Source organism: Comamonas testosteroni (assembly GCF_030505195.1).
Lineage (GTDB): Bacteria > Pseudomonadota > Gammaproteobacteria > Burkholderiales > Burkholderiaceae_C > Comamonas > Comamonas testosteroni_G.
On the sequence record NZ_CP129672.1, the window covers coordinates 4,442,135 to 4,455,973 of the forward strand.

Annotated in this window: 12 protein-coding genes; 7 read left to right on the forward strand and 5 right to left on the reverse strand. The window is 61.1% G+C overall.

The annotated features are described in order from the left end of the window. Nucleotides 1–75: 75 nt before the first annotated feature. Nucleotides 76–918 (reverse strand): helix-turn-helix domain-containing protein, encoded by an 843-nt coding sequence (locus QYQ99_RS20550; RefSeq protein ID WP_302089790.1) that lies wholly within the window; start codon nucleotides 916–918, stop codon nucleotides 76–78. A gap of 140 nt (nucleotides 919–1,058) precedes the next feature. On the opposite strand from QYQ99_RS20550, the gene QYQ99_RS20555 reads away from it, so the two are divergent. Both QYQ99_RS20555 and QYQ99_RS20560 read left to right on the forward strand, forming a co-directional pair. After that, a complete protein-coding gene (locus QYQ99_RS20555; protein WP_302089791.1) occupies nucleotides 1,059–1,481 on the forward strand; it encodes a hypothetical protein in 423 nt (140 codons plus the stop codon). Between the two features lie 247 nt (nucleotides 1,482–1,728). Continuing rightward, nucleotides 1,729–2,409 carry a 7-cyano-7-deazaguanine/7-aminomethyl-7-deazaguanine transporter gene (locus tag QYQ99_RS20560; RefSeq protein WP_302089792.1) on the forward strand — a complete coding sequence of 227 codons (681 nt, stop codon included), beginning with the start codon at nucleotides 1,729–1,731 and terminating at the stop codon, nucleotides 2,407–2,409. 406 nt (nucleotides 2,410–2,815) lie between these two features. On the opposite strand, the gene bfr is transcribed toward QYQ99_RS20560, so the two are convergent. From bfr to QYQ99_RS20575, 3 genes are all read right to left on the reverse strand, one after another. Next, nucleotides 2,816–3,280, reverse strand: a complete 465-nt coding sequence (gene bfr, locus QYQ99_RS20565) for a bacterioferritin (RefSeq protein WP_302089793.1) — start codon at nucleotides 3,278–3,280, stop codon at nucleotides 2,816–2,818. 418 nt (nucleotides 3,281–3,698) lie between these two features. Continuing rightward, nucleotides 3,699–4,667 carry an allantoinase PuuE gene (puuE, locus tag QYQ99_RS20570; protein ID WP_302089794.1) on the reverse strand — a complete coding sequence of 323 codons (969 nt, stop codon included), beginning with the start codon at nucleotides 4,665–4,667 and terminating at the stop codon, nucleotides 3,699–3,701. Continuing rightward, a complete protein-coding gene (locus QYQ99_RS20575) occupies nucleotides 4,664–5,341 on the reverse strand; it encodes a GntR family transcriptional regulator (protein ID WP_302089795.1) in 678 nt (225 codons plus the stop codon). The genes puuE and QYQ99_RS20575 overlap by 4 nt, the downstream gene beginning before the upstream one ends. A gap of 281 nt (nucleotides 5,342–5,622) precedes the next feature. On the opposite strand from QYQ99_RS20575, the gene QYQ99_RS20580 reads away from it, so the two are divergent. From QYQ99_RS20580 to QYQ99_RS20590, 3 genes are all read left to right on the forward strand, one after another. After that, the gene (locus QYQ99_RS20580) at nucleotides 5,623–6,324 is read left to right on the forward strand and encodes a GntR family transcriptional regulator (protein WP_053283396.1); all 702 of its coding nucleotides are present in this window, start codon (nucleotides 5,623–5,625) and stop codon (nucleotides 6,322–6,324) included. A gap of 1,127 nt (nucleotides 6,325–7,451) precedes the next feature. Next, a complete protein-coding gene (locus tag QYQ99_RS20585) occupies nucleotides 7,452–8,987 on the forward strand; it encodes an NCS1 family nucleobase:cation symporter-1 (protein WP_053283398.1) in 1,536 nt (511 codons plus the stop codon). 18 nt (nucleotides 8,988–9,005) lie between these two features. Further along, nucleotides 9,006–9,740, forward strand: coding sequence for an aspartate/glutamate racemase family protein (locus QYQ99_RS20590; protein ID WP_302089796.1), 735 nt, complete (start codon nucleotides 9,006–9,008; stop codon nucleotides 9,738–9,740). 157 nt (nucleotides 9,741–9,897) lie between these two features. On the opposite strand, the gene QYQ99_RS20595 is transcribed toward QYQ99_RS20590, so the two are convergent. Then, nucleotides 9,898–10,785 (reverse strand): LysR family transcriptional regulator, encoded by an 888-nt coding sequence (locus QYQ99_RS20595; protein WP_302089797.1) that lies wholly within the window; start codon nucleotides 10,783–10,785, stop codon nucleotides 9,898–9,900. 251 nt (nucleotides 10,786–11,036) lie between these two features. On the opposite strand from QYQ99_RS20595, the gene QYQ99_RS20600 reads away from it, so the two are divergent. After that, a complete protein-coding gene (locus QYQ99_RS20600; RefSeq protein WP_302089798.1) occupies nucleotides 11,037–12,746 on the forward strand; it encodes an acyl-CoA dehydrogenase family protein in 1,710 nt (569 codons plus the stop codon). Between the two features lie 95 nt (nucleotides 12,747–12,841). Then, complete coding sequence (locus QYQ99_RS20605) at nucleotides 12,842–13,837, forward strand: tripartite tricarboxylate transporter substrate binding protein (RefSeq protein WP_302089799.1); 996 nt, start codon at nucleotides 12,842–12,844, stop codon at nucleotides 13,835–13,837. Nucleotides 13,838–13,839: the final 2 nt, after the last annotated feature.

Genomic DNA, 13,839 nt, shown 5'->3' on the forward strand with positions numbered 1-13,839 from the left:
AGGCACCAGAATCAAGGCCTTCAGGGGCCTTGCTAAAAAAGCCCGCAGGATGCAAGTCTTGCGGGCTTTTGCTTTTCAGGCGGCTCGGCGGCGCTGCTGCAACTGCAGCAGCGCCGCCTGGGTCTCGGCATTCGCCGGGAAGAAGGATTCGACGGCCAGCTCCTGCAGCGTCACGTCCACGGGCGTGCCGAAGATGGTGATGGTGCTGATGAAGCTCAGTGTGCCCAGATCGGTGTGCAGTTCAAAGGGGACGGCGATGGGGCTGGGCGGCGGGGAGCCCTTGTCCTCGGCGAACGGGTAGGCTGCGAGCTCGTCATGAAGCCTCTGCAGCTCGCTGTCTGCCGTGGCGGCGATCTGCTGCTGCAGGCGATGCAGCAGATGGGCGCGCCATTGGCCGGCATTGACCAGGCGCGCTCCCAGCCCCTCGGGGTGCAGGCTCAGGCGCAGCACATTCACGGGCGGCTCCAGCAGCCAGGGGGCCACGCCGTCCAGCAGCAGCGGCACGACGGCATTGGCGGCCACCAGGCTCCAGTGTCTGTCCACGGCCAGCGCCGGGTTGGGCTCGTGCCCCTTGAGCACCAGCTCGACGGCCTGGCGCGCGGCCGCCAGATCGGGGTGGTTCAGCGGGCGGGCCTGGTACATGGGGGCAAAACCTGCCGCTACCAGTAGTGCATTGCGCTCGCGCAGCGGCACCGACAGGCGCTCGGCCAGGCGCAGCACCATCTCGCGGCTGGGTTGGGCGCGGCCTGTTTCCACATAGCTCAGGTGGCGTGTCGAGATCTCGGCCTCCAGTGCCAGCCCTTGCTGGCTCAGCCGGCGGTGCTGGCGCCAGTGGCGCAGGTGGTCGCCGAACGGTGCGCGTGCGCCGGGAGGCTCATGAGCGGCATGAAAAGAAGAGGGGGCGGTGCTGGAGGTCATGGCCGCATCGTAGTGGCAGGCCGCATAGGCAGCCATGACCTGCGAGGTTATCGACGCTGTGCGCGCGGATGGCAATCATGGACCCCAGCAGCCGACACAGGGCCGGCCGCAAGAACTTGCTCTCAGAACAGGAGTTTTCCATGTCCATTTTTGCTTCTCCACGGTTTCTGCGCCATGTGATGTGGGCCGATACGGCCTCCTGCGCCGCCACGGGCGCGCTGCAACTGGCTGTCACGCAGCCGCTGGCAGATCTGACAGGTCTGCCAGCCTTGCTGCTGACGGGAACGGGTCTCTTCCTGCTGGCCTATGCATCGGCCGCCGCCTGGATGGCGCGTCGCGAGCCCTTGCCGCGCACGCTGATCGGTCTGGTGGCCCTTGGCAATCTGGGCTGGGCGATGGGCTGCGCGGTATGGGTGTTTGCCTTCGGGCCGGCGCTCAGTGCCTGGGGCCTGGCCTGGGTGGCGGCGCAGGCCGTCGTGGTGCTGGTGCTGGCCGATCTGCAGTGGGCAGGGCTGCGTGCCTCGCGCCATGCGGCCCGGCAGGAGGCGCAGCTCGTGCTTTGAGTGATACAAAAAGAATAGCGGCTAGCGCCTGCCAATCATTGAAAGCAGGAAGATTCATTGCTGAAAACAATGATTGGTAAGCGCTACAAGCTATGCTTTTTGTTATATCCGCCATGCGCCCGGGCGGATAAGCGGGCCGGGTGAGGCAGAGATAATTCCGTACCGCTTAAAATTCACGGTTGCGCCGCGCTGGCGCACTCTTCGCAACCATGGGTTCCCTCGCCCCCATCGACCAAAAAGGACTGTCATGACATCCGCTCATGCCGTGCAGACGCAAGCGTCGCGCGTGCCGTTTTACCTCTCCGTACTCGTGGCGTTCCATATCGCCCTGGTCATCGCCAGCAACTACCTGGTGCAACTGCCCATTACGCTGCTGGGCTTTCACAGCACCTGGGGCGCCTTCAGCTTTCCGTTCATCTTTCTGGCCACCGATCTGACGGTGCGCCTGATCGGCAAGACTGCGGCGCGGCGCGTCATCATGCGTGCCATGCTGCCCGCGCTGGTGGTGTCCTATGTGGTGGGTGTGCTGTTCCACGAGGGCCGTTTCAATGGCTGGGAGGCGCTGCAAAGCTTCAACGGCTTTGTGTTCCGCATTGCCCTGGCCAGCTTTGCCGCCTATGTGCTGGGCCAGTTGCTGGACATTCAGGTCTTCGACCGCATCCGCCAGAAAAGCCATTCCTGGTGGCTGGCTCCGGCGGCTGCGTCGGTGTTCGGCCAGGTGCTGGACACCGCAGCCTTTTTCTCGATCGCCTTCTGGCATAGCTCCGATGCCTTCATGGCGGCCAACTGGGTGGAAATCGCCATGGTCGACTATGTCATCAAGCTGGGGGTGAGTCTGCTGCTGTTTGTTCCCGCCTATGGCGTGGTGCTGGCGGCCATCGTGCGCAGCATGAAGGTTCAGGTCACGCCCGCAGCGGCAATCCGCTGAGGATGGGGCGTGCAGGGCAGGCCCGGGTGCAGGGGCCTGTCCGACATAGGCATTGGCATTGGCATTGGCATTGGCGTCGCCAGCTCCTGCTGGCAGCCGCAGCGCGTGCCCGGTTGGAGGCGAGCAGCGGCAGCCCCGTATGACATCCGCTGACGGCCGAGCCGCCCGCAGGGCTCTGACTTGTCGTTTTTCAACGAGTCAATGCGATGCCACAACGGCGTGAATTTTGTTGGAGCCTCGCTCCAGAAGATGGGTCAGGGCGAGCCTTGCAAGACCGGCAACCCGGAAGAAGGCCGCTGCGCCGCCATTGGTGGTGACTATGGTTTCTGGGCTTGTCTCAAGTCCATGAAAAAGGCCGTCTTTCAAGGACGGCCTCAGTATTGCTCCGCAACTGCGCTGCCGGGGCTCAGGTCTGGCTTTGCAGATAGTTCTGCAGTCCGACCTTGTCGATCAGCCCCAGCTGCTTTTCCAGCCAGTAGGCGTGATCTTCCTCGGTATCGTGCAACTGGGCCAGCAGGATGTCGCGGCTCACATAGTCGCGGTGCTGCTCGCACAGGGCCACGCCTTGCTGCAAAGCGGCACGGACTTCGTATTCGGTGTCCAGGTCCTTGCGCAGCATCTCGGGCACGGTCTCGCCGGGCGTGAACTCCTTGGGGCGCATGTCGGGGCGGCCGCCCAGCATCAGGATGCGGCGCAGCAGTGCGTCGGCGTGCTGGGTTTCTTCCTGCATCTCGTGGTCCAGGCGCGTGAAGAGCTTGCTGAACCCCTGGTCTTCATAGATGCGCGAGTGGGCGAAATACTGGTCGCGCGCCGCGAGTTCGCCGCGAAGCAGGTCCTTGAGGTAGTCGACGACTTCGGGATGGCCTTGCATAGTTGTTGTTCTCGGTGAGTTTTCGAAGCCTGAAGTATCCCGCGACCGGCTTCGGGAATCAAAGGCCGCTATCAATTCCCGCGCACACGTGCTCTGGATGCGGGCTGTAAGCAGATGCATTCGCATTGCTCAGAGCGTATCGAGGCTGATCGGGGTCGTCCGATTCCTCGAAAGGGATGGATGCAAGGGGTGGATGGCACCAAGCACTTTGGGTCGGCATGGACCGCTCAGCGATAAAGCAGGGGCCGCACTGGGTGCAGTTAGCAAGTCCTTGGCAGATGTCCCCTGCCCACAGTGGGCAGGGATGCTCCCTCCAGCTCTTCAGGGCTGCACTGCTTGCAACTGGCTGCGATGATGCCTCGAAAAATCGAGTGCCCCGCTCGCCTTTCTCAATCTCCGGGGGCTCGGATCGTACAGGTCAGGCCGAGACGGCTTCCTTGAAAGGAAAACGCTCGGCCCAGTGACGAGCCAAATCAATACGGCGGCACACCCACACGTTGTCGTGCTTCTGGATGTGGTCGAGAAAGCGCTGCAGCGCTGTAATCCGGCCGGGGCGGCCCAGCAGTCGGCAGTGCATGCCGATGCTCATCATCTTGGGGGCGTTGTCGCCGCTGGCATTGCCTTCGGCATACAGGACATCGAAGGTGTCCTTCATGTACTGGAAGAACGGATCGGCATGCGAGTAACCCTGGGGCAGGGCAAAGCGCATGTCGTTCACGTCCAGCGTATAGGGAACGATGAGCTGCTGGTGCGTTGTTCCGTCGCTCTTGGCAACCTTCATCCAGAAGGGCAGGTCGTCGCCGTAGTAGTCGCTGTCGTAGCTGAAGCGGCCGGCATCGGCCACCAGGCGGTGGCTGTTGGGGCTGTCGCGGCCGGTGTACCAGCCCAGGCCGTGGTCGCCGCCCGTGCCGTACAGCTGTTCAAAGATGTCCACGCATTGCTGCATGTGGGCGCGCTCGATCTCCTCGGGCACGTTCTGGTAGTGAATCCACTTCAGACCGTGGCAGGCCACTTCGTGACCGAGCTCGTCAAAGGCCTGGGCCAGCTCGCGATGCTTTTGCAGCGCCGTGGCCACGCCGAACACGGTCAGCGGCAGAGCGCGTTTCTCGAACTCCTTGAGAATGCGCCACACGCCGGCGCGCGAGCCGTATTCATAGATGCCGTCCATGCTCATGTGACGGTCCGGGTAGCTGGCGGGATTGAACATCTCCGACAGGAATTGCTCGCTGCCCGGGTCGCCATGCAGGATATGGTTCTCACCGCCTTCTTCGTAGTTCAGCACGAACTGAACGGCCACGCGGGCTTTGCCGGGCCATTCGGGATGGGGCGTGTTGCGGCCGTAGCCAATCAGGTCGCGCGGATAGGAGGCGGTGGAATCGTAAGTCATAGGGATACGGATGAAAGTGCCATCGACAGATCGTGCGTTGGCAAAGTACGGTTAAAGGACAGACCTTCTTCCAGATGATCGAGGTGCAGTTGCATCAGCTGCACCGCATGTTCGGCATCGCCCGCAGCCAGTGCGGTCACGATGTCGGCGTGTTCTTCGTGCGAATGCTCGGCCGCCGATGCAGACTGGTACATCAGCGTGATCAATGCGCAGCGGGAAATCAGCTCGCCCAGCAGCTGCGCCAGCACCTCGTTGCCCATGAGCTCGGCCATGCGCACGTGGAAGTTGCACAGCAGCTCGGTGCGCTGGCCCACGTCATTGACTTCCATGACCTTCTGCTCGGCAGCCACATGCGCTTTGAGCGCCAACAAGCGGGAGGGTGTCTGCTGGGCGGCAAAATTGCGCACCATTCCAGCTTCGAGCATGCGACGCACAGCCAGGACCTGGCGCGCTTCTTCAACCGAGGGCGTAGCCACAAAGGCACCGCGCGTGGGCTCGAGCTTGATCAGCCGGTTCTGGGATGCCTGAAACAAAGCCTGGCGAACCAGAGTGCGGGAAACACCAAAATGATTGGCCAGCTTCTGTTCCGGCAACTTGGTGCCGGGCATCAGTCGATGTTCAACAATTGCTTTGGTCAGACTCTCTGCAATGGACCAAGTGAGTGAGGTTTCCATTGCTTCATCATAAATCTTGAACTCAACGCTTGTATACAACGTTGATTAAGGAAAAAGTAGGTGTTCTCCCTTAAGGCGTATCGGGCGTTTCTTGAGGCAATCGCAGGAGAAGAAAGATGAATAGCCCGCCAGGCGTATTTAACTTACGCTCCTCCTTCAGCCAGCGCTGCCACATGCTCTTTGGAGCGCAATATTTATCACCTGCCATTGCGGGCATGGTCGATGTATTGACTCTTCCGATCCTCAACTGCGTAACAGCTCGGTCGCATAAAATCAATTTAATGAGTACTCCAGTCATCACCAAAACCAAGATCGCCGAGCGTCTCATAGAGTCGATCCTGACAGCCAAGCTCCGTCCGGGAGAGAAACTTGGTGAACAAGACATTGCGGACTTATTTCAGGTCAGCCGAACCCTGGTCCGCGAGGCATTGATGCACCTTCAGACCCGGGGTTTTGTGGAGGTCCGCTCCAGGGTTGGCTGGTACGTTGCGGAGCCTTCGTTTGAGGAGGCTCAGGAAACCTATGCAGCGAGGCGCGTCGTTGAGCCGGGCATGCTGCGTGACGCTGGTCAACCCTTGCAGGCAACACTGAAACGCCTGCGCAAGCACATCGCCGAAGAGCGCAAAGCCATTGCCGGTGGGGACGCAGAAGCCCGCAGCTGGCTGCTGGCCGACTTTCATATTTGCTTGGCAGAGTGTCTCGGCAATCGGTTCCTGACTTCCATGATGGTCGATCTCTCGGCGCGAACAACGCTGATCTCAGATCTGTACCAATCGAAGACTGAGGCCAGAGTCTTCAATGACGATCACGCCGCCATTGTTGAGGCGCTGGCAGATGGAGACAATTTGCGGGCTGAACAATTAATGATTGCTCACATTGATGCGTTGGCATCGCGCCTTGATGAAAGCCTGATCGGTCGTCGCGGAGCACGCAACCGACTCCGCTCCATTCTGGCTCCTGAAGATTCGTCTTCAGCCAAATAGGCGTTTGAAAGTCGACGGGAGTCCTTGGCGGGATCAAGCCTGGTTGAGCCGCTCGGCAGCGCGGCCGCATCGCTGATCTTGAGCTCCCAACACTTTCTCCGGCGAGCCGATATGGAAGCTTGAAGCGCTGGCCCCTGGCAGGGAGCGATTGAGCTCGCCATCTGTGCCGGTGATGACTTGAGCGTTCACTGATCGTGCCCGGCAGCCTTCATCAAGGAGCCGCCTCGGTCCATGGTGATCATGGCACCGGCGTTACGCCAGTTCCTCGACCAAGACTGGGAATGGCCCGCGTTGCAGATAGACGCCGTCACGGTTTCCATGAGGGCCATGAAACCGCATGGATAGCCATCGGCATCCTGGAATGGTCTTCCAGCAAGAATTGCCAATGCCGCCGGTCGCAACAAAGCGCCCGTCTTCGCATTACCCGCCGAATGGACGATCCATCTATCTCGACGGCTGCCGCGGTCACAGCCCGGCCCGGCATCGCCACTGATCTCAACGCCATGGGCGCACCAGCGCCGATTGCTCATTGGCGAGCGATATTGCTGCGATGGGTGCGGGCTGAATGCCCGCTTTGCAACAGCTGACCGGTGACTACTGGTACTCATTGCGGTGTGTGACCTCGGCAATATTTTCCATGGCCCGTGATACGCACAGCGAGCTGGCTTTGCTCAGCGCGGATCGTGGAGCAGTTCATAGATGGATATCTGCGCAAAACAGCCATGATCAAAGTGTAGGTTCCTGCACCTCGCCCAGTGCAGAAATGTACGCCAGGGCTTGCTGCGCCTGCTATTGACCGTTTGTCCGCCCGTCTGAGGACTCCATCGAACCGCTATCTCTGGCCGATAGAACCAGGGTTCCTACTAGCATCTTGAATTCATGTCTTGTATACATTGCATGCATGTCAGCGATGTGTTCAAAGCATTGCTGATCAAGTTTGCTGAAGCAGATGGACATGGGGCGGATTCGATTCGCTTCATAGGCATCACAGCTCTTCAGCAGCGAAAACATGGCTGCAGGCCTGCGTCGCCCGTAGCCGCTAATAACGGTAGACAAACATGGCCTGCTCAGCCGAAATGAGGCCATGGCAAAGGGGCTCCACGGTGCACCCTGATGGAAGGCGGCATATGAACAACCTAGTACTGGACACCCATGGTGAGTCATTAACCTCGGGGGCCAATACCGCAAGCCCAAAGCGAGATAAGGGCTTGCCGGCCGGAGTTTCTCCGGCGCTGTACAACCACGATCTGGCACCAACCTCAAAGGAGGGGCGTACCTGGGGGAGCTACAGCCTGTTCACCCTTTGGGCCAACGATGTACACAGCCTCGGCAACTACGCGTTTGCCATTGGTCTTTTTACACTTGGGCTGGGAGGGCATCAGATCCTGATGGCGCTTTTGCTGGGGGCGGCATTTCTATTCGTGCTGCTGTCGCTCTCGGGCTTTATGGGGACCCGTACAGGGATTCCATTTCCGGTGATGAGTCGCATCAGCTTTGGTACACGCGGTGCGCAGATTCCTGCATTGATCCGTGGCGGAGTCGCCATTGCCTGGTTCGGCATTCAAACCTACCTGGCATCCATAGTCCTCGACGTGATGCTGATCACGCTGTTTCCCGGCTTGCAGTCGCTCAAAGAGCAAGTCGTACTGGGCCTGCCATTGCTGGGCTGGCTTAGCTTTTCCATCTTGTGGATTGTGCAGGTGCTCATTGCCTGCTGGGGCATGGAGAGCATCCGAAAGTACGAGGCCTTTGCCGGACCTGTAATTCTGCTGACATTCATTGCCCTGGCTGGCTGGATCTTCTACAGCGCCAAGTGGACTCTGCACTGGTCCGCCCCTTTTGAAAGCAGCGGCAAAGCCATGTGGCTGCAGATCCTGGGCGCAGCCTCGCTGTGGGTCGCTATCTACGGTACCTTCGTGCTGAACTTCTGTGATTTCACACGGGCAGCTACCTCAAGCAGCGCTGTGGTGAAAGGCAATTTTTGGGGTATTCCGATCAATATGCTGATCTTCGGCTTGATCGTCGTCATTCTGACGGGGGGACAACTTGCCATTGATGGCACGCTGATTCAAAGCCCGACCGACATCGTCCAGAAAATTCCCAACAAGCCACTGCTGATTCTGGCCAGTCTGTCACTGCTGATCCTGACCATTGCCGTGAACCTGATGGCAAATTTCGTGGCTCCGGCCCTGGCGTTGGCCAACCTCATGCCCAGGCATCTGAACTTCCGCCGAGCAGCTCTTGTCAGTGCAGTTCTCGGTTTCATGATCCTGCCCTGGAATCTCTACAACTCTCCACTGGTCATCGTCTACTTCCTGGGAGGGCTGGGTTCATTTCTGGGGCCGCTGTTCGGCATCGTGATGGCCGACTACTGGCTGATCCGCAAACAGCGCGTGAACGTGCCGGCGCTCTATACACAGGACCCCGAAGGCCCCTATCACTACCGCAATGGCATCAACCCCAAGGCAATTCAGGCCCTGATTCCTTCATCCCTGATCTCGCTGCTCTTTGCCTTCCTGCCGACGCTGCAATCGCTGTCCCAGTTCTCCTGGTTCATCGCAGCCGGACTTGGTGCCCTGTTCTATTGGATGCTTGCACCGAAGGGGCTCACCTACGAAGACCAGGATGGCGAAGCCATTTCCGTAGCCTCCGCCAAACACTGAAAAAGAAAGTTGAACATCATGCGCATTCTGATCGTGAACGTGAACACCACTGAGTCGATGACCCATGCCATTGGCATGCAAGCTCGGAAAGTTGCTGCGCCTGGAACAGAGATAGTCGCGCTGACCCCGCGCTTTGGTGCCGAGTCGGTCGAGGGAAATTTTGAGAGCTACCTGGCCGCGGTCGGTGTCATGGATGCAGTGATGAGCTATGGACAGCCCTTTGATGCAGTCATTCAAGCCGGCTACGGTGAACATGGCCGCGAGGGCCTGCAGGAGTTGCTGGACGTTCCCGTGGTGGACATCACCGAGGCGGCGGCCACTGTGGCCATGTTCCTGGGCCACAAATACTCGGTGGTCACGACACTGGATCGCGCCGTGCCATTGATCGAGGACCGACTCAAGCTCGCCGGTCTTGACGAACGCTGTGCATCGGTTCGCGCCAGCGGCATGGCTGTGCTGGAGTTGGAGACTCAACCCGAGCGCGCGGTTGAAGCGATTGTTCGTCAAGCGGGCCTTGCCGTCAGTGAAGACCATGCCGAAGTCATCTGCCTCGGCTGTGGAGGCATGGCCGAGCTGGATGCCAAGATCCGTGAACTGACCGGCGTACCAGTGGTTGATGGAGTGGCTGCGGCGGTGACCATTGCCGAGTCGCTGGTTCGACTGGGCCTGAGCACCTCCAAGGTCCGTACCTACGCTCCCCCCCGAGCCAAGCGAGTGACCGGCTTCCCATTCGCTAGCCAGGTCGCAGGATGAGTTGTCCGGCGTTGTGTCAATCGTCCTGGCCTCTTGTTTCCATTCAGACGAGAGTGCCTTGTGGGCGGTCGTTGCTAGCTCGAAGAATTCGGCAGTGAAGCGTTGACGTAGATCCGGGCAGGCCTGCCGGTCAGCGATGATCGGCCCTGACTTGGCGTCATAGTTCTGTCACCGCCTGCTGCAGGCAGCTCAGCAATGCCTGCACCAGCGGATTGGCCGGCGTAAGACGCCACATGGCCAGCATCTCCGAAGATGGGTGTGAGCCTTTGAGCGGACGAAACACCAGGCGCGGCATGCCCACGCGCGTCAGCGCCTGGGGCACCAGGGCCACGCCCTGACCCAGCGAAACCAGCGAGATCACCGACAGCCAGTGCCGTACCTCGTGGCGTACTTCGGGTGCAAAGCCATGGGCCAGGCACATCTCGTAGATGCGCTGGTGATAGGTGGGCGAGACCAGGCTGGAGAACAGGATCAGACGCTCGTTTTTGAGTTCGGCCAGATCGATGGCGGCGCTGGCGTGCAGCGGGTGGCGGTCGGGCAGGCAGACCACGAATGGCTCTTCCATCAGCAGCCGGCTGGCAATGCCTTCGGGCGGCTGTATGGAGTGGACCAGGGCCATGTCCAGCCGCAGCTGCTGCAGGTCAAGGATTTGCTCCGCGCTGTTGGCCTCAAGCATGTCCACGCGCACCAGGGGGTGGTCGTGCTGGAACCGCTCCAGTGCCTGCGGCAAGCCGCGGTACAGGCTCGATCCCACGAAACCCAGGCGCAGATGGCCGCGCGTGCCCTGGGCCACGTCGCGCGTTTCCTGTGCGGCCTGCTGGCTCAGAGCCAATAGCTGGCGCGCCTTGCCCAGCAGATGTTCACCGGCCGCAGTCAGCCGTACGCCCTTGCTGCTGCGCTCGAACAGCTGGGCCTGCAGTTCCTGCTCCAGCTGCTTGATGGCCACGGACAGCGGGGGCTGGGAGATCGACAGCCGCTGGGCCGCACGGCTGAAATGAAGCTCTTCGGCGAGGGTGACAAAGTAGTGCAGCAGCCTCAGTTCCATGGTGTTTTGATATTTTAAAAGTATTGAGAAAGATTTTAATAATATTTGACGTGAATACATGCGGGTGCTGAAATTCGTGGCAGTCCTTGCCTCCATTGCCGGTTTTGTGTGCGGTACATATCGCCTGAATTCGTCACGGCCCAAACCAGAGACGGCAAGCAAGGTAAGCCCTGTAGCGAGGTTGTCGTCCTCTTTCCGATGAGAGGGCGCGCAGCGTTTCAGGGGATATTCGAATTCAGCAGGAGACGTTCATGTCCGCCAACGATAAGAGCCAGATGCACGCCTTGGCCCAGGCTGTCTGCGCCGCAGCACATCCCGTGCCTGATCGACACGGTGCCAATTTCTACGCCACCGATCCTGAGTTGCAGTCGCTGCTGGCGCTGTATCTGCCAGCCGACCTGCTGGCCCATCTGCAGCCCTATCTGCAGCGCATGGGGGAGCTGGCCGGTGGGCGCATCGACGAGCTGGCCGGCATTGCCGACAGGAATCCGCCCACGCTCGAGCACCGCAACCGCGCGGGCCAGGACAGCCAGCGCATCATCAAGCATCCCGCCTATGAAGAGCTTGAGCGCATCGCCTACGGCGAGTTCGGCCTGCAGGCCATCTCGCACCGGGACGACATGCTGGGCTGGAGCGGCAAGATGCCGCCCATCGTCAAGTACGCGCTGACCTTTCTGTTCGTGCAGTCCGAGTTCGGTCTGTGCTGCCCGTTGTCCATGACCGATTCGCTGACGCGCACGCTCAAGAAGTACGGCGCCCCCGAGCTGGTGGACAAGTATTTGCCTCAGCTGCTCTCGCTGGATTGGGAAAGCCAGGCCCAGGGCGCGATGTTCATGACCGAGCAGGCCGCAGGCTCGGACATCGCCAACACGCTGACTATGGCCGCCCCGCAGGCCGACGGCTCCTGGCTTCTCACCGGCGACAAGTGGTTCTGTTCCAACCCCGATGCCGAGCTTGCCATGGTGTTGGCCCGTGTGGAGGGCGGCTCGCCGGGCATGAAGGGCATCTCGCTGTTTCTGCTGCCGCGTTGCCTGGACGATGGCAGCACCAACCGCTGGCGCATCATCCGTCTCAAGGACAAGCTGGGCACCAAGTCCATGGCCAGCGGCGAGATCCGCATGGACGGCGCCGTGGCCTATCTCGTGGGCGAGCAGGGCCGGGGCTTTGTGCAGATGGCCGACATGGTCAACAACTCGCGTTTGTCCAACGGTGTGCGCTCCGCCGGCATGATGCGCCGCGCTGTGGCCGAGGCCGAATTCATCGCCCATGAACGCATTGCCTTTGGCAAGCGCCTGGAGCAGATGCCGCTGATGCAGCGCCAGCTCGACAAGCTGCGCGTGCCCGCCGAGCAGGCGCGCACCATGGTGTTCCAGACCGCGCAGACGCTGATGCGCTCCGACGCGGGCCAGCCGGATGCCTATGCGCTGCTGCGCATCCTGACGCCGCTGATCAAGTTCCGCGCCTGCCGCGATGCACGCAAGGTCACTGGCGATGCGATGGAAGTGCGCGGCGGCTGCGGCTATATCGAGGAGTGGAGCGATCCGCGTCTGGTGCGCGATGCCCACCTGGGCTCCATCTGGGAAGGTACAAGCAATATCGTGGCGTTGGACGTGATCCGCGCCATCAAGCGCGAAGGCTCGTTGCCTGTGCTGCAGCAGTATCTGCATGGCTTGCTCGACCGCGCCCGCCTGGTGCCCGGTTACCGCCAGGCGCTGGAAGATGCATTGGCCCGCGCCAGCACCCTGGCCGATAGGGCCGCTCAGGACGGCGGCGAAGTGCTGGCCCGTCAGGCCGCCACAGCTCTGTACAACTGCACCACGGCCATCGCCATGGCCTGGGAAGCCGCACAGACCGGCTCGGCTGAGCGCCTGCGCCTGTCGCAACTGGTGCTGCTGCACCGTGTGCTGCCGCGTGATCCGCTGGACGATGCGGCTGCCGTGCCGGTGCAGTGGCTGGAGTGATTGCCGGCGGCATTGAGATAAGTAGAAGAAAAGGCTGAAGCGCTTCGTGAAAAAGGCGCTATCGACTCTCGGATCATTTCTGCAAGGAGACAAATATGCGCAATCACACAAGTGAGCGCCGAAGGCTGCTGGTCGCAGCCTCGGGAGCAGTGCTGCTGGGGGCATCCCATTTTGCCGCGCAGGCTCAGGGCGACTCCTATCCGGCTCGGCCGGTACGCCTGATTGTGCCTTATGGCGCGGGCGGACCGACGGACGCGCATTTGCGGGTGGTGGCACAGCAAGCGTCGCAGTTGCTGGGGCAACCGGTGGTCATAGAGAACAAGCCAGGCGTCAACGGCACGTTTGGCGCGGTGGAGCTGGCGCGGGCTCAGCCTGATGGCTATACCCTGGCCGTGCTGCCTGCCAGCGTCTATCGCGAGCCTTATCTGAACCGGGTGAGCTTCGATCCCTTGAAGCTGAGCTATGTGATCGGCATGACCGACTACACCTTCGGGCTGGCTGTGCGTCGGGAAGCGCCGTGGAAGAGCTGGAAGGAGTTTGCCGAGGATGCGAGCAGGCGTCCCGGCCAGATCTCCGTCGGTGCGGCCGGCCCGGTGCAAACGCCCAGCATCGTGCTCAGCGAGCTGGTGCAGTCCACGGGCCTGCAGTTCAATCGCGTGCCCTACAAGGGTGACTCGGAGCAGGCCGTCGACCTGTTGGGCGGTCACATCGATGCGGGCGTGCTCTCCGGCGTAGCCTCCCAGCATATCCAGTCGGGCCGATTGCGCTATCTGGCAATGTTCACGTCCAGCCGTGTTCCGCAGTTCCCCCAGGTGCCCACTTTGACAGAGCTGGGCGTGGACGCGGTGATCGAGTCGCCTTATGGGATTGCCGCCCCTGCCGGCTTGGCGCCGGCGCGGTTGCGCATCATTCATGACGCCTTCAAGGCAGCTCTGGAGTCGGCGCAGGGGCGCAAGATCCTCGAACAACTCAATCAGCCGCTGAACTACCGCAGCCCGCAAGAGTTCGAGCAGTACGCCAGGAGCGCCTACGCACGCGAGAAGACGCGCATGGAGCAGTTCAAGGCCGTTGCCGGCGGAACCCCCCAGTGATC